18 protein-coding genes and 1 pseudogene are annotated in these 19836 nt (G+C 53.5%); 5 read left to right on the top strand and 14 right to left on the bottom strand.

What is annotated here, in order from left to right; all coding sequences use genetic code 11:
* Nucleotides 1-12 precede the first annotated feature (12 nt).
* Nucleotides 13-255 carry a type II toxin-antitoxin system RelB/DinJ family antitoxin gene (locus J4614_RS08580; RefSeq protein ID WP_001631979.1) on the top strand — a complete coding sequence of 81 codons (243 nt, stop codon included), beginning with the start codon at nt 13-15 and terminating at the stop codon, nt 253-255.
* The gene (locus tag J4614_RS08575; protein WP_000220578.1) at nt 245-529 is read left to right on the top strand and encodes a type II toxin-antitoxin system RelE/ParE family toxin; all 285 of its coding nucleotides are present in this window, start codon (nt 245-247) and stop codon (nt 527-529) included. The genes J4614_RS08580 and J4614_RS08575 overlap by 11 nt, the downstream gene beginning before the upstream one ends.
* Before the next feature lie 3 nt (nt 530-532).
* On the opposite strand, the gene nrdG is transcribed toward J4614_RS08575, so the two are convergent.
* The 5 genes from nrdG to treR all read right to left on the bottom strand — a co-directional run bounded on the left by nrdG (nt 533) and on the right by treR (nt 7966).
* Complete coding sequence (gene nrdG, locus J4614_RS08570; protein ID WP_001009178.1) at nt 533-997, bottom strand: anaerobic ribonucleoside-triphosphate reductase-activating protein; 465 nt, start codon at nt 995-997, stop codon at nt 533-535.
* 216 nt (nt 998-1213) lie between these two features.
* Nucleotides 1214-3352: an anaerobic ribonucleoside-triphosphate reductase gene (gene nrdD, locus J4614_RS08565; RefSeq protein ID WP_000187815.1), complete on the bottom strand. Its 2139-nt coding sequence runs from the start codon at nt 3350-3352 to the stop codon at nt 1214-1216.
* A 408-nt stretch (nt 3353-3760) separates the two neighbouring features.
* Complete coding sequence (gene treC / locus J4614_RS08560; protein ID WP_000155037.1) at nt 3761-5413, bottom strand: alpha,alpha-phosphotrehalase; 1653 nt, start codon at nt 5411-5413, stop codon at nt 3761-3763.
* Between the two features lie 49 nt (nt 5414-5462).
* Entirely contained in the window at nt 5463-6881 is a 1419-nt protein-coding gene (gene treB / locus J4614_RS08555) for a PTS trehalose transporter subunit IIBC (RefSeq protein ID WP_000048818.1), read from the bottom strand.
* A 137-nt stretch (nt 6882-7018) separates the two neighbouring features.
* Complete coding sequence (gene treR / locus J4614_RS08550; RefSeq protein ID WP_001181299.1) at nt 7019-7966, bottom strand: trehalose operon repressor TreR; 948 nt, start codon at nt 7964-7966, stop codon at nt 7019-7021.
* A 383-nt stretch (nt 7967-8349) separates the two neighbouring features.
* Here treR and mgtA point away from each other — a divergent pair, with 383 nt between their 5' ends.
* The gene (gene mgtA, locus J4614_RS08540; RefSeq protein WP_000920862.1) at nt 8350-11058 is read left to right on the top strand and encodes a magnesium-translocating P-type ATPase; all 2709 of its coding nucleotides are present in this window, start codon (nt 8350-8352) and stop codon (nt 11056-11058) included.
* Nucleotides 11059-11146: 88 nt separating this feature from the next.
* On the opposite strand, the gene ridA is transcribed toward mgtA, so the two are convergent.
* The 4 genes from ridA to pyrL form a co-directional block, all read right to left on the bottom strand.
* Nucleotides 11147-11533 carry a 2-iminobutanoate/2-iminopropanoate deaminase gene (ridA, locus tag J4614_RS08535; RefSeq protein ID WP_000047544.1) on the bottom strand — a complete coding sequence of 129 codons (387 nt, stop codon included), beginning with the start codon at nt 11531-11533 and terminating at the stop codon, nt 11147-11149.
* A gap of 76 nt (nt 11534-11609) precedes the next feature.
* A complete protein-coding gene (gene pyrI / locus J4614_RS08530; RefSeq protein ID WP_000148567.1) occupies nt 11610-12071 on the bottom strand; it encodes an aspartate carbamoyltransferase regulatory subunit in 462 nt (153 codons plus the stop codon).
* Between the two features lie 12 nt (nt 12072-12083).
* On the bottom strand, nt 12084-13019 hold the full coding sequence (pyrB, locus tag J4614_RS08525; protein ID WP_000013034.1) for an aspartate carbamoyltransferase: 936 nt from the start codon (nt 13017-13019) through the stop codon (nt 12084-12086).
* 35 nt (nt 13020-13054) lie between these two features.
* Nucleotides 13055-13156: a pyr operon leader peptide gene (gene pyrL / locus J4614_RS08520; protein WP_000249504.1), complete on the bottom strand. Its 102-nt coding sequence runs from the start codon at nt 13154-13156 to the stop codon at nt 13055-13057.
* Between pyrL and J4614_RS08515 the strand changes: the two are divergent.
* Nucleotides 13136-13277 (top strand): annotated as a pseudogene (locus tag J4614_RS08515) (hypothetical protein). The gene pyrL and the pseudogene J4614_RS08515 sit on opposite strands and share 21 nt — an antisense overlap.
* On the opposite strand, the gene J4614_RS08510 reads toward J4614_RS08515, so the two are convergent.
* The 5 genes from J4614_RS08510 to arcA all read right to left on the bottom strand — a co-directional run bounded on the left by J4614_RS08510 (nt 13247) and on the right by arcA (nt 18660).
* On the bottom strand, nt 13247-13735 hold the full coding sequence (locus J4614_RS08510; protein WP_000666051.1) for an arginine repressor: 489 nt from the start codon (nt 13733-13735) through the stop codon (nt 13247-13249). The pseudogene J4614_RS08515 and the gene J4614_RS08510 sit on opposite strands and share 31 nt — an antisense overlap.
* A 186-nt stretch (nt 13736-13921) precedes the next feature.
* Complete coding sequence (locus J4614_RS08505; protein WP_000514438.1) at nt 13922-15325, bottom strand: YfcC family protein; 1404 nt, start codon at nt 15323-15325, stop codon at nt 13922-13924.
* A gap of 55 nt (nt 15326-15380) precedes the next feature.
* A complete protein-coding gene (gene argF, locus J4614_RS08500; protein WP_000237031.1) occupies nt 15381-16385 on the bottom strand; it encodes an ornithine carbamoyltransferase in 1005 nt (334 codons plus the stop codon).
* A gap of 111 nt (nt 16386-16496) precedes the next feature.
* The gene (arcC, locus tag J4614_RS08495) at nt 16497-17429 is read right to left on the bottom strand and encodes a carbamate kinase (RefSeq protein WP_000428751.1); all 933 of its coding nucleotides are present in this window, start codon (nt 17427-17429) and stop codon (nt 16497-16499) included.
* 10 nt (nt 17430-17439) lie between these two features.
* Nucleotides 17440-18660: an arginine deiminase gene (gene arcA, locus J4614_RS08490; RefSeq protein ID WP_000410838.1), complete on the bottom strand. Its 1221-nt coding sequence runs from the start codon at nt 18658-18660 to the stop codon at nt 17440-17442.
* A gap of 676 nt (nt 18661-19336) precedes the next feature.
* Between arcA and J4614_RS08485 the strand changes: the two genes are divergently transcribed.
* Complete coding sequence (locus tag J4614_RS08485) at nt 19337-19789, top strand: YhcH/YjgK/YiaL family protein (protein WP_000583457.1); 453 nt, start codon at nt 19337-19339, stop codon at nt 19787-19789.
* Nucleotides 19790-19836: the final 47 nt, after the last annotated feature.

Raw genomic sequence — 19836 nt, 5'->3', positions numbered from 1 at the left:
ACTGGAGGCATAATGGCCACGCTGAACGTCCGTCTGGATGAAAAACTCAAAAATGAGGCTTATGCCGTGCTGGAAAAACTGAACATTACTCCAACGGAAGCCGTGCGATTACTGTTCCAGTACGTCGCGGAAACGGGGCGCATGCCAGTGAAAACCGTCACTCTTAGCGACAGTGAGGATGCACTGATTCAGACAGTTCGGGAGAGGCTGTCTAGCCCGCAAAAGGGAATCAAGGTTAGTCTGGATGACTTATGAACTGGAATTCGACCCGAGGGCCTTAAAAGAGTGGCATAAGCTGGGCGATACGGTGAAGGCTCAGCTTAAGAAAAAGTTGGCTGATGTGCTATTGAACCCCAGAATCGACTCTGCCCGTTTAAACGGTCTTCCTGACTGCTATAAAATTAAGCTTAAATCGTCCGGTTATCGTCTGGTGTACCAGGTTCGGGATGACGTTGTGATTGTGTTTGTTGTCGCGGTCGGCAAGCGAGAACATTCAGCCGTCTATCACGATGCAAACAAACGGCTTTAGCGATCAACGCAAATGATGCACTACCTGGTTGCTGCTACCGCGCCAGATAAGCGCCGGGTCTTTCAGATCCTGCACAAATTTGCCATCGACCAGCACGTTGATGAGATCGACCACCTGCATCTGTGCGGCGTTAAGTTCATCGAGCTTGTAGCCGGTCCACACCCAGATATCTTTCCCCGGGCACTCCGCGTGGATACGTTGTACCAGTGTCAGGATATCCGGTACGTTTTGCGGATGCAGCGGATCGCCGCCCGACAGCGAGATCCCCTGACGGTGAATGCGCGTGTCGTTCAGATCGGCAATGATCTTATCTTCCATCTCTTTGGTAAACGGCTGGCCGGAGTTCAGCCGCCAGGTGCTTTTGTTATAGCAGCCAGGGCATTCATGCACGCACCCTGACACAAACAGGGTGCAGCGGGTGCCGGGGCCGTTAACGATGTCTACGGGGTAGTATTGGTGAAAGTTCATGTTTCCTCGTTGCATTTGGCGCTGTAGCGGCGTTGGCCGCTCTCACTTACCCAGGTCACTTACTTATGTAAGCTCCCTGGGATTCGTTCGTTTGCCGCCTTGCTACAACACCAACTGCTTAGAGGAAACTCATGAAATTGGAACTATAGCCAGCGGTTGTAGGCCGGATAAGGTGTTTACACCGCCATCCGGCATTTACGCATTGCAAACGGAGAATTAACCTATCTGCCCATTGCCTAAATGCTTCACGCGGCGCTTCACTTCTTCCTGCTTGCCGGCGTTAAACGGACGCGCGTCCGGGCTGCCTAAATAACCGCACACGCGGCGGGTGACCGAGACGCGGGCGGCGTCGTGGTTGCCGCATTTCGGGCAGGTGAAACCTTTACTGGTACATTCGAACTCGCCGGTAAAGCCGCACTCGTAGCATTCATCGATCGGCGTGTTGGTGCCGTAATACGGTACATGCTGATAGCTGTAATCCCAGACATCTTCCAGCGCCTTCAGGTTGTGCTGAATGTTCGGGTATTCGCCGTAGCAAATGAAACCCCCGTTCGCCAGCGGCGGATACGGTGCTTCGAAATCGATTTTGTCGTACGGGTTGACCTTCTTCTCCACGTCGAGGTGGAAGCTGTTGGTGTAGTAACCTTTATCGGTTACGCCCGGCACCACGCCGAACTCGGCGGTATCCAGACGGCAGAAGCGGTCACAGAGGTTTTCACTTGGCGTGCTGTACAGACTAAAGCCGTAGCCGGTCTCTTCTTTCCACTGATCCACGGCCTGACGCAGACGTTCCACAATGGCGATACCTTTGGCGCGCAGCTGCTCGCTGTCATAGACATGTTTGTCGCCAAACAGCGCGTTGATGGTCTCATGAATGCCGATGTAGCCCAGAGAGATGGACGCACGACCATTTTTAAAGATTTCAGACACGTCGTCGTCCGCTTTCAGCCGCACGCCGCAGGCGCCTTCCATATACAGGATAGGCGCGACACGGGCTTTCACGCCTTCAAGGCGGGCGATACGGGTCATCAGCGCCTTCCGCGCCAGCGCCAGACGTTCATCCAGCAGTTTCCAGAATGCGGTTTCGTCGCCTTTTGCTTCCAGCGCGATGCGCGGCAGGTTAAGGCTAATCACGCCCAGGTTGTTACGCCCGTCGTGGATCTGCTCGCCGTTTTCGTTCTCCCACACGCCGAGGAAGCTGCGGCAGCCCATTGGCGTTTTGAACGAACCGGTGACTTTGACCACCTGATCGTAGTTGAGGATGTCCGGATACATGCGCTTGCTCGCGCACTCCAGCGCCAGTTGTTTAATGTCGTAGTTCGGATCGCCAAACTTGTGGTTCAAACCGTCGCGGATAGCGAAGACCAGTTTCGGGAACACGGCGGTTTTGCGATTTTTACCCAGACCGGCGATACGGTTACGTAAAATAGACGCCTGGATCAGACGCGACTCCCAACTGGTGCCGAGGCCAAAACCAAAGGTCACGAAAGGCGTCTGGCCGTTAGCGGTGTGCAGCGTGTTAACTTCGTACTCCAGCGACTGGAAGGCGTCGTAGCACTCTTTTTCGGTGCGAGAACGCGCATATCCTTCGGCATCCGGGATCTGCCACTCATCGGCGGTTTTGCGGTGCTTGTTATAGCTTTCGGTGACAAACGGTGCCAACACTTCATCAATCCGGTTAATGGTGGTGCCGCCATAAATATGGCTGGCGACCTGAGCGATAATCTGCGCGGTAACGGCAGTGGCGGTAGAGATAGATTTTGGCGGTTCGATCTCGGCGTTACCCATCTTAAAGCCCTGGGTCAACATGCCTTTCAGGTCGATCAGCATACAGTTGAACATCGGGAAGAACGGCGAGTAGTCGAGATCGTGATAGTGGATATCGCCGCGCTCATGCGCTTGTACTACGTCACGCGGCAACAGGTGCTGGCGGGCATAGTGTTTGGCGACAATCCCGGCCAGCAAATCGCGCTGGGTGGGAATGACTTTACTGTCTTTGTTGGCGTTTTCATTGAGCAACGCGGAGTTAGTTTGCTCTACCAGGCCGCGAATTTCCTGGTTCAGACGACCACGCTTTTCACGCTGAATGTCGCGATCGTGACGGTATTCGATGTAGGCGCGGGCAAGCTGTTTGTACGGGCCGGACATCAGTTGGTTTTCAACCGCAGTCTGGATCTCGTTAATATCCACCTGACTGCGCGCGTTCATTTGGCTGCTAACGACTTCTGCGACGGTGGCACAGTAATCTGCGTCATCGACTCCCGCTGCTTTAGCTGCACGTAGAATGGCTTCCTTAATGCGCTCTGATTTGAATGGCACTTTACAGCCATCTCGTTTCATCACATGCGGTGTCATGATCACTCCATATTTGTAAGAACAGGTTATCCACAGAGGCCGGGGAAGCCATAACAGGTTTATTCATCTCTTTTCCAATGACTTCCCGCAATCCTGACCCAGGTTATCCACAATTCACCTTGTGTCGAGTGAACGGGTGTTGTAGCAATTGTAGTCAATTAATACAACATATTGGGTCGGCGTGCATTTTAAAGTCTATATGTAGTGATTTGCATCAAGGATGTTTGCAATTTTATTGATGTAGAACAAGGTAAAAATCAGAGCGTACAGATGGCGGGCGCTGTAGCGTTTGTAAAAGATAGCAAGAAAAATCTGATTAATTATTCAACAAAAACAGACAGTAACCAGGAGCAACGCCACAGCCCGTGTCAATAGGTCTGTGGCGTTTATCCGTATAAGGACGTCGCGCTAGCGTTGTAACCACCAGATGGCTTCAAATGGGCGGAGCGTCATCGCCGCTGGCTGGCTGGCGACCTCGCCATAATTGTGCAGTAGCGCCTGCCACTGTCCTTTGATATGCGGCGGATGCCACTCCTGACACTGGTCGCTCAGATTGGCGACGACCAGCAGGGTTTGCCCCTGCCACTGGCGGCGATAACACCATACTGATGGGCTATCCGGGAGGAGATCCTGATAATCGCCCCAGATCAGTACAGGCTGGGTTTTACGTAGCGCAATCAGCTTTTGATAGGTGTAAAACACCGAGTTTTCATCGCGTAATGCCGCCGCGACGTTAACCTCCGTATAGTTATCGCACAGGCTTATCCACGGCTCGCCTTGGGTGAAACCGGCGTTTTTACCGTGGTCCCACTGCATCGGCGTGCGGCTGTTGTCGCGGGATTTACTGGCCAGGATAGCCAGTAGTTCGTCGGGGTCGCGTCCGGCGGCGCGTAGCGCGGCAAACATGTTATGGCTTTCCACGTCGCGATAATCGGTGATGCGGGTAAAGTGTGGGTTGGTCATGCCAATTTCTTCGCCCTGATAGATATAAGGCGTCCCTTGCATACCGTGCAGCGCCATCGCCAGCATTTTCGCGGCTGGAACCCGGTATTCACCCTCGTCGCCAAAGCGGGAAACGATGCGCGGCTGATCGTGATTACACCAGAATAACGCGTTCCAGGCGACGTTATGCATCCCCTGTTGCCAGTGGCGGAACAACGCTTTCAGCGCCACATAATCAGGTTTTGCCAGCGTCCACTTTTCGCCATTCGGGTAATCCACCTTCAGATGATGAAAATTGAAGGTCATCGAGAGTTCGTCGCCGCTAAGCGCGGCATATTGCTGGCAGTTTTCCAGCGTGGTAGAGGACATTTCGCCTACCGTCATCAGATTACGCGGTGTAAAAACGTCACGGTTCATTTCGCGTAAAAACGTATGCGCGCGCGGCCCGTCGGTATAAAAGCGGCGTCCGTCGCCCGTCGGATCGTCAGGAAAATCCTGATCTTTGGCGATCAGGTTCACCACGTCCAGACGCAGGCCATCCACGCCGCGATCGGCCCAGAATTCGCAGACCTTTTTCAGCTCGGCGCGCACGGCGGGGTTTTCCCAGTTCAGGTCGGCCTGTTCAGGCGCGAAAAGGTGTAAATAATATTGTTCGCTCTGGCTATGCCAGCGCCAGGCGCTGCCGCCAAATTTGGATTGCCAGTTATTCGGGCAGACATCCGGCGTGCCATCGCGCCAGATATAAAACTGACGGTATGGACTCTCTTTGTTCAGCGCTTCGCGAAACCAGGCGTGCTGGGTAGAAGTATGGTTAAACACCATATCCAGGATGATGCGAATACCGCGTGCTTTCGCCTGCGCGACCAGCTCGTCAAAATCATCCAGCGTGCCGTAGGTCGGGTCGATGGCCGTATAATTTGCGACGTCATAACCGTTATCCACCTGCGGCGAAATATAAAACGGCGTGAGCCAGATGGCATCTACGCCGAGTCGCTGTAGATAGTCAAGGTGCTGCGTGACGCCGCGTAAATCGCCGGTGCCGCTGCCGGTCGTGTCCTGAAAACTTTTCGGGTAGATCTGATAAATAACGCCGTTTTGCCACCAGAGGGGAATAGTCATTGTTGTTTCCTGCAAGTGCGTTGGGACGCAACTGCGCCCCGAAGAAGTATTAGACAATTTGTAATGTGCCCTGACGATGCTTACGCTGATAGATAAAGGTGGTCAGAATCACCGGGATAACGATCGCGATAACCATCGCCATGCCGTACACCTGCCAGTAGCGCGGCGGTATAGACAGGATGCCCGGCAGGCCGCCCACGCCGATACCGTTGGCGATGACGCCGTTCAGACCGCAGAGCAGTCCCGCCAGACCAGAGCCGATCATCGCGCACAGCATCGGAAAACGATACTTCAGGTTGATACCGTACATCGCCGGTTCGGTTACCCCAAGGTAAGCGGAAATGGCGGCAGGAACGGAGATCTCGCGTTCATTGTGTTTACGGCTGGAGATGATGATGCCCACCACGGCGGAGGCCTGCGCGATATTCGACAGCGCAATCAGCGGCCAGACTGGCGTACCGCCCATGCTCTGGATCATCTGCATATCGATAGCGAGCGTTGTCTGGTGGACGCCGGTAATGACCAACGGGGCATACAGGAAGCCGAACAGCGCCGCGCCTATCGGGGCGAAACTGCCGGTCATCAGATAACGTACCGCAAAGGCCACGCCGTCGCCGATCATACGACCAAAGGGGCCGATAAAGGTGTGGGCGAGAAAGACGGCCAGCATTAACGAACACACCGGGACGACGACCAGGTAGAGATAATCCGGCACGATGCGTTTCAACCGCGTTTCAATAAACCCAAGCGCCAGCCCTGCCAGTAGCGCCGGGATAACCTGCGCCTGGTAGCCCACTTTCTCAATGCTAAATAAGCCGAAGTTCCAGACGTCCGGCGTTTGCTGGCCCAGCAGATACGCATTCATCAACTGCGGCGACACCAGCGTCACGCCGAGCACGATACCAAGAATCGGCGTGCCGCCCATTTTTTTCACCGCCGACCAGCAGATCCCCACCGGCAGATAGAAAAAGATCGCTTCGCCGATCAACCATAAAAAATCATAAAGCGTTTTTAGCGCCGGATGCATCTGCGCCAGCGTTTGGCCGTTGCTCATCGGCACATCGCCGATCACGTTACGAAAGCCTAAGATCAAACCGCCGCTGATCAACGCCGGTAGTAGCGGAAAGAAGATCTCCGCGAAGTGGGAAATTAACTGCTCATGCCATTTCATGTTCTGGCGAGCGGCTTTTTTGGCCTGCTCTTTATCGGCATACGCTTTGCCGGTGGTCTCCAGCAGCGCGTTATAGTAATCGCCGACGTCGGTGCCGATCACCACCTGAAACTGCCCGGCGTTGGTGAAACAGCCTTTAACCATCGGTAATTGTTCGATCTCTTTTGGTCTGGCGTTCGCGGGCTGGTGGAGCACAAAGCGCAGGCGAGTAATGCAGTGGCTCACCGTGGCGATGTTGTCACGCCCGCCGACCAGGTCAATCAGCCGGTCGATATCGGCTTGTTTTACTTTGCTCATCGTAAAGCCTCATGGCAGAGGAGGTATGTTATGGGTTGGCGCAAGAGTATCTCTTCAACGTTGGTTTAAAAATGGGAACGTTCCCGAAACGCAGCGACGATCACAAATTACTCGTGGTATTTCGTTTAATCAGTCACTCAGGCGAGGGTAGAAGGAATGACGATCCGGCGCGGATCGCAGCGGCCATTGATCTGTTCGATCAGCTGCGAAGCCGTCTGTCGTCCGGCTTCAGCATAGCCAGGATCGACAGTGACGATCTCCGGGTGCAGGAATTTTATCAGCGGCGTGTTCCCGACGCTTGCCAGTTGCAGCGTCTCAATACGTTGCTCCTGTAAATACTTACTGGCGCCCAACGCCAGCGTATCGGTGGCGCAGACTAACGCGGTGGTATCCGGCATGATGACGCTTGCCGTATGCTCATAGCCCTGCTTCATGGCAAGACCGGGCAGGGCGGCGACGGGATGAAGTTTATGTTTTTTGCAAAACGCCAGGTATGCGTCATGCCGACGTTTGCCGGTGGTAATATCGCTATGGGGAACGCCCAGAAAGCTAATGTTGCGGTGTCCCTGCTCATACAGCCGCTGCATAAGAATATGAATCGCGCCCTCGTCGTCGTAACAGACGGAGGCAAAACCTTGCGCATCTCTTGCCAGCAGCACCAGCGAGGCTTTCCAGGGGGCGATCAACTCTTCTGTGATGCCGGTAAAGCCAAACAGCACCACGCCATCAATGTTACGTCGTCTGAGCATGCCCAGATGTTCCATTACCAGCGTCGGCGAGAACTGACTTTCCATCATAATAGGGTCGTAGCCTTGTTCATAAAACGCAGGCAGCATGGTTTGAACCGCGAGGTTTTCAGACAACGAATCAAGGCGAGTGACGATAATAGCGACCACTTTATCGCTTTGTCCCCGCATCGCACGGGCGGAGCGGGACGGAGAGAAACCGTGTTGATTCATCACCGCTTCGACACGCTCGCGGGTACGTTCGCTTACGCCGCTTTCATTGTTAAGCACGCGGGAAACGGTTGATTTCCCTACGCCGCTCAGGCGGGCGATGTCTTTGATAGTGAGCCGGTTTTGCATCCTGTTTTCCCGTGGCGTGACGCTGATGGTGATAAAAAGAGTAACTTTACTCAAGCGAAGGGCAATGGGCAAAGTCTGGTTTATCGTTGGTTTAATTACGTAACGGTATGATACCGCCATAATTGCCACAAAACTTATGGATTTATGCGTATAATCCACGGCGCAAATCGTTTACTTACCGGAGGCGACATGGACCCTGAACCCACCCCTCTCCCGCGATGGAGAATTTTCCTTTTCCGGTAAGCCTGCCTCTGCTGTCTTACCGGTGTGTAAGACAGTGACACAATAACGTCCCTGTTTTTATTTAAACATTGCTCATCGGGCAAGGCTTTGCCGTGCCTGAAGAATTTTCTGCGCCTGACTTCGGCGCGGAGGGATTACCTATGCTAAAAACCATTACCCGCCAGCTTTTTGCCCGGCTTAATCGTCATTTGCCTTATCGTCTGGTTCACCGCGATCCGCTGCCCGGGGCGCAGACCGCGGTAAATGCGACTATCCCGCCTTCGCTGAGCGAACGCTGTCTGAAAGTCGCGGCAATGGAGCAGGAGACTCTCTGGCGCGTTTTTGATACGCACCCGGAGGGATTAAACGCCGCCGAGGTAACGCGCGCGCGTGAAAAGCATGGCGAAAACCGCCTTCCGGCACAGAAACCCTCGCCGTGGTGGGTGCATCTGTGGGTATGTTATCGCAATCCTTTCAACATCTTACTCACGATTCTTGGCGGCATTTCTTATGCCACGGAGGATCTGTTTGCCGCAGGCGTTATCGCCCTGATGGTCGGTATCTCAACGCTGCTGAATTTTGTGCAGGAAGCGCGCTCGACGAAAGCAGCGGACGCGCTAAAAGCGATGGTGAGTAATACCGCTACCGTACTGCGGGTTATTAATGAAAATGGCGAAAACGCCTGGCTGGAATTACCCATCGATCAACTGGTGCCCGGCGATATTATTAAGCTGGCGGCGGGGGATATGATCCCGGCGGATTTACGGATTATCCAGGCGCGCGATCTGTTTGTCGCCCAGGCGTCGCTGACCGGCGAATCTCTGCCGGTCGAGAAAGTCGCCGCGACGCGTGAGCCCCGGCAAAATAACCCGCTTGAGTGCGACACGCTGTGCTTTATGGGGACGAACGTCGTGAGCGGAACGGCGCAGGCCGTGGTGATGGCGACCGGCGCCGACACCTGGTTTGGTCAATTGGCGGGGCGCGTGTCGGAACAAGATAACGAGCAGAACGCTTTCCAGAAAGGAATTAGCCGCGTCAGCATGTTGCTGATCCGCTTTATGCTGGTCATGGCGCCGGTAGTACTGATTATTAATGGTTACACGAAAGGTGACTGGTGGGAAGCGGCGTTATTTGCGCTTTCGGTCGCGGTAGGACTCACCCCAGAAATGTTGCCGATGATCGTCACCTCCACCCTCGCGCGCGGGGCGGTGAAGCTTTCGAAACAGAAAGTTATCGTGAAGCACCTTGACGCGATTCAGAACTTCGGCGCGATGGATATTCTGTGCACCGATAAAACCGGCACTCTGACGCAGGATAAAATTGTGCTGGAGAATCATACGGATATCTCTGGTAAGCCCAGCGAGCATGTACTGCATTGCGCCTGGCTGAACAGCCATTATCAGACCGGTCTAAAAAATTTACTGGATACGGCGGTCCTGGAGGGAGTAGACGAAACCGCCGCGCGTCAGCTCTCCGGACGCTGGCAGAAAATCGATGAGATCCCGTTTGATTTTGAGCGTCGCCGGATGTCGGTGGTGGTCGCCGAAGATTCGAGCGTGCATCAACTGGTCTGCAAAGGCGCGTTACAGGAGATCCTGAACGTGTGTACTCAGGTGCGCCACAACGGCGATATTGTGCCGCTGGACGACAATATGCTGCGCCGGGTGAAACGCGTTACCGACACGCTGAACCGTCAGGGGCTACGCGTGGTCGCCGTCGCGACCAAATACCTGCCTGCGCGTGAGGGCGATTACCAGCGTATCGATGAATCTGACCTGATCCTGGAAGGGTATATTGCTTTTCTCGATCCGCCGAAAGAGACCACCGCGCCGGCGCTGAAAGCGCTGAAGGCGAGCGGAATTACGGTGAAAATTCTCACCGGCGACAGCGAGCTGGTAGCGGCGAAAGTTTGCCATGAGGTTGGGCTGGATGCGGGCGATGTCGTTATTGGCAGTGATATTGAAGGGTTAAGCGACGACGCGCTGGCGGCGCTGGCCGCCCGTACGACGTTGTTTGCGCGTCTGACGCCGATGCATAAAGAGCGCATCGTCACTTTACTCAAACGCGAGGGGCATGTGGTCGGTTTTATGGGCGACGGGATTAACGATGCTCCGGCGTTGCGGGCGGCGGATATTGGTATCTCGGTAGATGGCGCGGTGGACATCGCCCGTGAAGCGGCCGATATTATCCTGCTGGAAAAGAGCCTGATGGTGCTGGAAGAAGGCGTCATTGAAGGTCGTCGTACTTTTTCTAATATGTTGAAATATATCAAGATGACGGCCAGCTCAAATTTCGGTAACGTGTTTAGCGTACTGGTGGCGAGCGCCTTTTTGCCGTTCCTGCCAATGCTGCCGCTGCACTTGCTGATTCAAAACCTGCTGTACGATGTATCCCAGGTGGCGATTCCGTTTGATAATGTCGATGAAGAACAAATTCAAAAGCCGCAGCGCTGGAATCCGGCGGATTTGGGGCGCTTTATGGTCTTTTTCGGTCCGATCAGCTCGATTTTCGACATTTTGACCTTTTGTCTGATGTGGTGGGTATTTCATGCGAATACGCCAGAAACGCAAACTTTGTTCCAGTCCGGCTGGTTTGTGGTGGGATTACTGTCGCAAACGCTGATTGTGCATATGATCCGTACCCGTCGTCTGCCGTTTATTCAAAGTCGCGCCGCCTGGCCGCTGATGGCGATGACATTGTTGGTGATGGTCGTGGGAGTTTCGTTGCCGTTTTCGCCGCTGGCGTCTTACCTGCAATTGCAGGCGCTGCCGTTAAGCTATTTCCCGTGGCTGATTGCCATTCTGGCGGGCTATATGACGTTAACCCAGTTGGTGAAAGGGTTTTACAGCCGACGTTATGGCTGGCAGTAAGCGTCGAAGTATTGTGCATTATCGGCCTGGATGGCATACCAGGCCGAATAAGCGATAGCGCCATCCGGCCACTATCTATAAACGAGCGTTAGCGACGAACAGCGATCGCTTCAATCTCAATTTTCACGTCTTTCGGCAGACGGGCAACTTCCACGCAGGAACGCGCCGGGAAGGTGGCGTTGTGCTCGGTGAAGAAGGCTTCGTAGGTGGCGTTGACGGTCGCGAAATCGTTCAGGTCTTTCACGAATACGGTCGTTTTCACAATGTCGCCTACTTTTAGGCCAGCGGCTTCCACGATAGCTTTAACGTTTTCCAGCGACTGACGTGCCTGAGCGGATACGTCTTCCGCTACGGCGCCGGTTTTCGGATCGACCGGGATCTGACCGGAAGTGATTACCATGCTACCCAGGTCAACGCCCTGTACGTATGGGCCGATTGCTGCTGGTGCATTTTCCGTCGCAATAGTTTTGCTCATGATTTCTCCTGAATTACAGCGGTAATAGAATGTCCCCGCTCATTATAGGGAGCCGGGATCTCATAACCAACCCAAATTAGTTGGCCAGCACCACATAATGCGAAAACTCTTTTTCACAGTATTTGCATTTGAGGGCGATATCATTGGCGCGTTTTTTCACTGCAAAGCTGGAGGATACCGGTTCCGCGTGGCTGATGCAGTTGCTGTTCGGGCAAACCAGCACATTATTAATACGCTCTGGCAGGCTGGGGCGTGATTTCCCGACTACGTCGTAGTTGTCGATGCGGTTAACGGTGGCCTGCGGCGCGTACAGAGCAAGTTGGTTAACCTGCTCATCGGTGAGGAAGGTGTTTTCTATTTTGATTAAGTCTTTACGCCCCATCTCACCAGACGGGAGATTCAGACCGATAGTGATTCGCTGATCGGTCTCGGTCAATTTAAACAGACTCAGCAGTTTAAAGCCTACCTGCGCAGGGATATGGTCAATCACGGTGCCGCATTTAATGGCTTCAACCTGCAGTTTGTTATCGTGTGTCATCGCTTTTCTCCCTTACAGACTCAGTTCGCTATTCAGTACCAACGCCAGTAACGCCTGGCGAGCGAAAATACCGTTGCCCGCCTGTTGGAAGTACCAGGCGTGTGGCGTTTTATCCACATCCGTGGTGATTTCATCAATGCGCGGCAGCGGGTGCAGCACTTTCATATTTTCACGCGCGCCGTTCAGGTCGCTGGCGCGCAGAACAAACTGCGCCTTCACATTGGCGTACTCCGACGGGTCGAGACGCTCTTTCTGTACGCGAGTCATATAGAGGATGTCGACGTCGGCCATGACCTCTTCAATAGACCCATGCAGGCTCCAGGCCATCCCTTTTTCATCCAGCATATCCAGAATGTACTGCGGCATCGCCAGTGCGTCCGGCGCGATAAAATAAAAACGGTTGCCGCTAAATTTCGCCAGCGCCTGGGTTAGCGAATGCACGGTGCGGCCATATTTCAGATCGCCGACCATCGCGATATGCAGGTTATCCAGACGGCCCTGTGTTTCCTGGATGGTGAACAGATCCAACAGGGTCTGCGTCGGATGCTGGTTCGAACCGTCGCCCGCATTGAGCACCGGCACATGACCGGAAAACTCCGTCGCCAGACGTGCCGCGCCTTCTTGCGGATGGCGCATCACAATCGCGTCCACGTAAGTGCTAATCACTGAGATCGTGTCGGCTAACGTTTCTCCTTTTTTCCCCAGCGACGTGTTGGCGCTGTCGGAGAAGCCCACTACGCTGGCGCCCAGGCGATGCATTGAAGTTTCAAACGACAGGCGGGTACGCGTGGAGGCTTCGAAAAAGCAGCTGGCGATCACTTTATGTTTCAATAGCTCCGGCTGCGGGTTGGCTTTTAATTTCGCCGCCGTCGCCAGTACCAGATTAAGATCGTCGCGGCTGAGGTCGTTTATGGAAATGATATGTTTTTGATATAGCGGGTTAGCCATGTTTATCTCCTGACGCCTGGGCAAAAAAAAGCCCCTCAATTGAGGGGCTTGGTATTGGTTTTCAACGGAAAGAAAAACGGCAGGCCTGCGTCTTTTTTCAGACGCGGTAAGACAGAATGTCGTACACACTGAACCATGCTTCCTCCCGGCAAATTGTCCGCGATTATACTCAGCTCTGTTTTGGGATCAAGCGAATTAATGCATGATTTACTTGTCGCAAACGGTTCTTATGAATTTAAATTCATTTTAAGCAAATAATTAATTTGTTTGTGTACCAGCGCCGTGCGCTGAACGACCCGCGGTGCGACCCAGACAATACTGCTACCGGCAACGACGCCGAGAATTTCCGGCAATGCGTGGTAATCCAGAATTCTCGCGACGGCGCGACCATAACCTGCCGCCGTATGGATAAGGATAAATTCGCTATTATGTTCAACGCTAACGACCATTTCGGCTATTGAACGTCCGGCATCCGGCGAAGGTCGCCGCTGGGGATTTACGGAATAAATCTTTTGTCCCTTCGTATTTCTGATTTTTATTGCGCCCAGCAGCTTGAGCAGGCGCGAAACCGTAGACTGACTGATACCTTCAAATCCCTCATTTTGTAAATCGCGGCGAATCTCCTCCTGGGACAGGTAACTTTTTTCACTAATCAGGCGCTGACAAACCGCCAGTTGCTGTTGTTCTTTGGCGGAGTAATCATCGTATTCCTTCATAAATGCACCTTATCTTTATTATTGATATCAACGGACTGGCGAAATTCATCACATTTGTCACATTGATTGCGGATCAATCGGGCGGTTTTGCAGGAAAATGAGAAGCCGATCAAAAAAGGTGACGGCGTGCCTGATGGCGCTGTGCTTATCAGTCCTGTCGGATAAGACGCGTCGCCATCTGGCTCGTTACATCATCGCTCCGATGCTCAGTACCGCCATATTCAGCAATGTCAGGATCAGCAACAGCGGGGCGACCCATTTCAGATAGCGGACATAGGGAACCCGCGCGATCGCCAGACCGCCCATGACTACGGCTGAGGTGGGAGTAACCAGGTTCACAATCCCGGAGGCCGACTGGTAGGCGGTTACGACCAAATCCCGCTGTACGTGGGCAAAATCCGCTAACGGCGCCATAATGGGCATCGTCAATACGGCAAGACCGGAAGAGGAGGGCACCAGGAAGGAAAGCAATACTTCCAGCCAGTAGGTTACGTTTATGAAAATGGTGGTAGAGAGGCCGGAAACCAGACTTTCCGCGCTGTGCAAAATGGTGTGGGTAATCATACCGTTATCCATGACCACCACAATGCCGCGCGCGATACCAATAATTAGCGCCACGCCGAGCAAATCCCGCGCGCCGTCGATAAAGGTACTGGTGAACGCTTCCTCGCCCATCCGCGTTATCACGCCAACGATAATCGCCGCCGCCAGAAAAACGCCGGAGATTTCCGCCATCCACCAGCCGAGAACCGCCACGCCGTAAATCATCACCGCGAAAGAGGCGGCGAAGATCAGCAGCACCCATTTCCGGGTAGCCGTAAACTCCAGCAGTGTATTGGCGCGATTGCCGAGGAAATGGGCGCGATTTTCCTCCATTTTATCCGCCACGACAGAAAGCTCAGGATGGGCGCGGACTTTGCGCGCATAGCGCATTACCCAAAACACGCACAGTACGTAGCCGACAATTAACAGCAGTACGCGCATCAGCATTCCCTGAGTAAAAGGGATGCCGGCGGCGTTGGCGGCAATGACCGTGGCGAAAGGGTTAATGGTCGAACCGAGCGTGCCTATCCCCGCGCCGAGTAGTACGGTTGCCGCCGCCACTAACGGATCGAAGCGGGCCGCCATCATAACCGGCACCAGCAGCGTGTAGAAGGGCAACGACTCCTCCGCCATGCCATAGATAGTGCCGCCTGCGGCGAACAGCGCCATCAGAATGGGGATCATCCACTCATCTTTGCCGTTGAGTTTGACTGTTACCCGTTCAATACCGGCATCAATCGCCCCCGTTTTATTCACCACCCCCAGAAAGCCGCCGATAATCAAGACAAACAGCGCGACGTCAATGGCGCCGGCGGTGTAGGTTTCGTGGTTATAGAGGCCGTCAATCGGCGCCAGTAAAACAGCGGTAATCCCTTGCGGATGCGCGTCCACGGGGGCATACGTTCCCGCCACCGGCACCTCTTTTCCCAGCGTGGCGTTCATCGCCATTTGGTATTTTCCCGCCGGCACAATCCAGGTCATCACCGCGACCAGGGCAATAAGAATAAACAGGATGGTATAAGCGGTGGGAAATTTAAATTTACCCATGATGTTCTCTCCTGATATCACGGATATGCGCCGCGAGGGCGCATATCCTGTGGGATTAGTCGCCGAGCGTCGCCACCATGACCGCTTTGATGGTGTGCATCCGGTTTTCCGCTTCATCGAAGACTATCGAGCCTGCGGACTCGAACACCTCTTCCGTGACCTCCAGTCCTTTCAGGCCGTAAGCCATTTCGATTTCGCGTCCCACTTTGGTGTGCTCGTTATGGAAGGCGGGCAGGCAGTGCATAAACTTCACATCAGGATTACCGGTAGCGTTTACCACCTGCTGGTTGACCTGATATGGCGTCATCAGACTGACGCGCTCCGCCCAGGCTTCTTTGGGTTCTCCCATCGAGACCCAGACGTCGGTATAGAGGAAATCCACACCGTGAACGCCGTCTTCAACGCTCTCCGTTAAGGTGATACGAGCGCCGGTAACGCTGGCGATTTCCCGGCACTGCGCGACCAGCGCGGCATCAGGCCAGAAGGACTTTGGCGCTATCAGGCGGATATCCATGCCCATCTTCGCCGCGCCCACCATCAGCGAGTTGCCCATGTTGTTGCGCGCGTCGCCCAGGTAGGCGAAGCTCAGTTCCGGCAGCGTTTTACCCGGCGCGTGTTCCAGCATGGTCATCAGATCGGCCAGGATCTGTGTGGGGTGAAATTCATCGGTCAGGCCGTTCCAGACGGGAACGCCCGCGTATTCCCCCAGCTCTTCCACAATGTGTTGACCAAAACCGCGATATTCGATGCCGTCATACATCCGCCCCAGGACGCGAGCAGTATCTTTCATGGACTCTTTATGGCCGATCTGCGAGCCGCTTGGGCCGAGATAAGTCACCTGCGCGCCCTGGTCGAAAGCGGCGACTTCAAACGCGCATCGGGTGCGGGTAGAGGTTTTTTCAAAAATCAGCGCGATGTTTTTGCCGATCAGCGTTTGCTTTTCGCATCCGGCTTTTTTTGCGGCTTTCAGCTCAATAGCCAGATCGATGAGGTGTTGGATTTCCGCCGGGGTGTAGTCAAGCAGCTTCAAAAAGTTACGATTTTTCAGTGAAATAACCATTACAATATCCTTGTTAAAATGAATTGCCTGATGGCGCTGCGCTTATCCGGCCCACGGTTATGCGCGCGCTGTAGGCCGGATAAGGCGGAAGCCGCCATCCGGTAAAAAGCCTTATGCGTCAACGTCGGCGGTTTCACACCGAATCAAAGTACCTTTCTCGCCCGCGAGAATGGCTTGCCCATCCGCCAGCGAGCCGATTCCGGCAATGCCGCGGCAATGGCTGACAAACTCAGCGCAGGCGGTCACTTTCGGGCCCATCGAACCGGCGTCGAACTGCATTTCACGAAGCAGCTCCGGCGTAACCTGCGCCAGCGGGCGTTGGGTGGGCTTGCCCCAGTCGAGATACACCGCGTCGGCATCGGTCAGAATGAGCAGCGCGTCGGCGTGAATTTGGCTGGCAAGCAGGGCGGCGGACAGATCTTTGTCGATCACCGCCTCGATACCGTGGTAGCCATCGGCTTTTTCCACGACCGGCACACCGCCGCCGCCGTTACAGATAACCAGGTGATCGCGGCTAATCAGCGCGCGGATGGCATCGTTTTCCACAATGCGTTTCGGCTGCGGGGAGGGCACAACGCGGCGGAAGGCGTTACCGTCGGCTTTGAATACCCAGCCCTTTTCTGCCTGTAACGCACGGGCCTGCGCTTCGTCGTAAATCGGTCCGATATATTTGGTTGGATTGAGGAATGCCGGGTCGTTGGCATCGACTTCGACCTGGGTGAGCAGGACGCTGATTTCACGCTCCGGCAGATGATTCTTCAGCGCCTGTTGCAGCATGTAGCCAATCATGCCCTGGCTTTCCGCACCGAGAATATCAAGCGGGTAGGGCGTAACGTTAGCGTAGGCGCTATTTTGTAGCGCCAGCAGTCCTACCTGTGGGCCGTTGCCATGCACTAACACCACGCGCCATTGCCGGGTAAGCTGGGCGATGGTTCTGGCCGCCAGTTCGATATTTTTACGCTGAATATCAGCCTCCAGCGGTTCGCCGCGTTTGAGCAGCGCATTGCCGCCCAGCGCGACGACCAGTGTGCGTTTGTTTTCCATAACGTCTCCTTTAAATACCATCGCGTTCCAGTGGACAGCTCATGCAGCGTGCGCCCCCGCGCCCGCGACCCAGTTCATCGCCGGGAATGGGAAGGACGGTAATGCCGGCTTTGTCGTATTTTTCGTTGGTCCAGATGTTGCGCTCATAGCCCACCACCACGCCGGGACGCAGGGTGAGCACGTTATTGGCGTCATTCCACTGTTCGCGCTCAGCTTCAAATGCGTCGCCGCCAGTGGTGATTAAGCGCACCTGATCGATGCCAAGCGCTTTTTCAAGAGCATGAACCAGCGTGCTCTCCTGGGTTCGTTTCAGACCGCCGCGTCCGTCTGGCGTCAGCGTCCAGCACTGAACGTCCGGGCGAACGACTTCCGGATAGACGGAGAAGGTGTCGATATCAATGTGGGTCATGACGGTGTCAAGGTGCATACAGGAGCGATGTTTTGGCAGTTCAACGGCAATGACGCGTTCCGCCTGACGATGTTTAAACAATGCCTGCGCCAGGAACTCGACGCCCTGCGGCGTAGTACGTTCAGACATACCGATCAACACCGCGCCGCGGCCAATCACCAGCACATCGCCGCCCTCTAAAGTGGCGTGGTCGTAATTAATGTCCTCGTCGCCGAAATATTTAATGAAATCACCGTCTGCGAATTGAGGATGCCAGCGATAAATAGCACGTAAATTATTCGTTTCACGTTGGCGTGCAGGTTTCGCCATGGGGTTAATTGAGACGCCGTTATATATCCAGCAGGACGTGTCACGGGTAAATAGGTGATTCGGTAATGGCTTCATAATAAAGTCATTAATATCGTGAGTATCGACCACCATATTTTTTATGGAGGCGGGGATTTCGCCGTAAGTTAAACCGCCGCTTAAATGGCGAGCCAGTTCACGGTGCGGCATATCCGCCAACCAGGCGCGAATATCTGCGGCAAAGGTGGGCCCAAGGCGATAATCGGAAATTTGCGTGTCCAGTAGCCAGGCTTTAGCGTCAGCCACATCCAGCGTTTGGGTGAGCAGGTCGGTTAACAGCAACACTTCTATCCCTTGCTGGCGCAGCGTGTTGGCAAAAATGTCATGCTCTTCGCCAGCGCGCTCTACGGATAATACATCGTCAAAAAGTAATTCCTGACAATTTGAAGGGGTAAGTCTTTTTAGGCTGAGATTGGGCCGATGCAACATTACACTGCGTAATTGACCGATTTCAGAACCGACAAAATGCTTTTCCATCATTATACCTTTTACATAATTTCAAGAATAAAGAAGGAGTGGCTGCAAATATTTAGCGTGCTTGCAGTCGCGGCGTTTCAGTTAAATTCGGGAGCAATGATTGAATTTTATTTGGGTTGTTAATGTGATGAGATTCACATCAATCAAGGAGTGCTATTTTTCTTATTTAATATATGAGCCGGGTCAGAGAAATTCAAAAAACAATAAGGCATTAAATGAATTACTACGCAGCTATATGGTTTGTTATTTTTTTATTGTTAATTATTTGTTTGTTGTATTGAATGATATTTAAATCTTAACTAATTGAAAACAAAGTGATTATTTTTAAGAGTTGCATAACTATGCGTGAGGGGGATTTTATTATCGGGGATATTTAAATAATTTAAAAATAACTATGGATATAGAAGTCATTTATGCAGGGAGAGCGAATTGTGATCGCTAAAACGTTTTTATGTTAACGCCTTTAATATCAAAGGGTTGTTAGTGATGGCGATTTGGCGCCGCTGGGGTTTATGCATAGGTACTGCATAAAGTTGGGCGAACTATTAACAATATATAAACACCGCTGGCGATAAACATGCGCTGGCGCAAAATCGATGAGAGTAAGGGTAGTATGGCAGCCATTTTTCTCGTATAAAGAGAAAAAATAAAATGCTGTTTTAACTAAGGGGATGCGATGATTATTGGCAATATTGAACATCTGGAGGCCTGGCTGCCGACGGCGTTACGGCAGGCGATTGAGCACGTCAATGCGCATGTCACGGCAACGACCGCGCCAGGTAAGTATGACATTGACGGCGACAGGCTGTTTTATATGATTTCTGAAAATATGACGGAGCCGGGCGAATCGCGCAGCGCAGAGTATCACGCCCGTTATCTTGATATTCAGATTGTGCTACAAGGTCAGGAAGGGATGGCATTCAGTACCCGGCCTGCAGGAACGCCGCACACGGACTGGCTGACGGATAAAGACATTGCATTTTTACCGACGAGCGTCGACGAGAAAACCGTCGTCCTGAACGAAGGCGACTTTGTGGTGTTTTATCCCGGCGAAGTGCATAAGCCCCTGTGCGCGGTGGGAGAACCGGCGCGGGTACGTAAAGCGGTGGTGAAAATGCTGATGGCGTAATATTTTGTCCGGATGGCGGCGCCTGCACGTTGCGATTTTGTAGGCCA

The sequence above is a fragment of the Salmonella sp. 32031103-2018-00083-FB-01-SM-01 genome (assembly GCF_017571995.1).
Taxonomy (GTDB): Bacteria; Pseudomonadota; Gammaproteobacteria; order Enterobacterales; family Enterobacteriaceae; genus Salmonella; species Salmonella enterica.
Note: the sequence above shows the minus strand (reverse complement) of the source record. Positions and strands in the feature narration are given on the sequence as shown.

What these genes read in the sequence shown, in the direction of transcription:
- J4614_RS08580 (WP_001631979.1), top strand. Translation starts at nt 13, where the DNA reads ATGGCCACGCTGAACGTCCGTCTGGATGAAAAACTCAAAAATGAGGCT.
- J4614_RS08575 (WP_000220578.1), top strand. Translation starts at nt 245, where the DNA reads ATGACTTATGAACTGGAATTCGACCCGAGGGCCTTAAAAGAGTGGCAT.
- nrdG (WP_001009178.1), bottom strand. Translation starts at nt 997, where the DNA reads ATGAACTTTCACCAATACTACCCCGTAGACATCGTTAACGGCCCCGGC.
- nrdD (WP_000187815.1), bottom strand. Translation starts at nt 3,352, where the DNA reads ATGACACCGCATGTGATGAAACGAGATGGCTGTAAAGTGCCATTCAAA.
- treC (WP_000155037.1), bottom strand. Translation starts at nt 5,413, where the DNA reads ATGACTATTCCCCTCTGGTGGCAAAACGGCGTTATTTATCAGATCTAC.
- treB (WP_000048818.1), bottom strand. Translation starts at nt 6,881, where the DNA reads ATGAGCAAAGTAAAACAAGCCGATATCGACCGGCTGATTGACCTGGTC.
- treR (WP_001181299.1), bottom strand. Translation starts at nt 7,966, where the DNA reads ATGCAAAACCGGCTCACTATCAAAGACATCGCCCGCCTGAGCGGCGTA.
- mgtA (WP_000920862.1), top strand. Translation starts at nt 8,350, where the DNA reads ATGCTAAAAACCATTACCCGCCAGCTTTTTGCCCGGCTTAATCGTCAT.
- ridA (WP_000047544.1), bottom strand. Translation starts at nt 11,533, where the DNA reads ATGAGCAAAACTATTGCGACGGAAAATGCACCAGCAGCAATCGGCCCA.
- pyrI (WP_000148567.1), bottom strand. Translation starts at nt 12,071, where the DNA reads ATGACACACGATAACAAACTGCAGGTTGAAGCCATTAAATGCGGCACC.
- pyrB (WP_000013034.1), bottom strand. Translation starts at nt 13,019, where the DNA reads ATGGCTAACCCGCTATATCAAAAACATATCATTTCCATAAACGACCTC.
- pyrL (WP_000249504.1), bottom strand. Translation starts at nt 13,156, where the DNA reads ATGGTTCAGTGTGTACGACATTCTGTCTTACCGCGTCTGAAAAAAGAC.
- J4614_RS08510 (WP_000666051.1), bottom strand. Translation starts at nt 13,735, where the DNA reads ATGAAGGAATACGATGATTACTCCGCCAAAGAACAACAGCAACTGGCG.
- J4614_RS08505 (WP_000514438.1), bottom strand. Translation starts at nt 15,325, where the DNA reads ATGGGTAAATTTAAATTTCCCACCGCTTATACCATCCTGTTTATTCTT.
- argF (WP_000237031.1), bottom strand. Translation starts at nt 16,385, where the DNA reads ATGGTTATTTCACTGAAAAATCGTAACTTTTTGAAGCTGCTTGACTAC.
- arcC (WP_000428751.1), bottom strand. Translation starts at nt 17,429, where the DNA reads ATGGAAAACAAACGCACACTGGTCGTCGCGCTGGGCGGCAATGCGCTG.
- arcA (WP_000410838.1), bottom strand. Translation starts at nt 18,660, where the DNA reads ATGGAAAAGCATTTTGTCGGTTCTGAAATCGGTCAATTACGCAGTGTA.
- J4614_RS08485 (WP_000583457.1), top strand. Translation starts at nt 19,337, where the DNA reads ATGATTATTGGCAATATTGAACATCTGGAGGCCTGGCTGCCGACGGCG.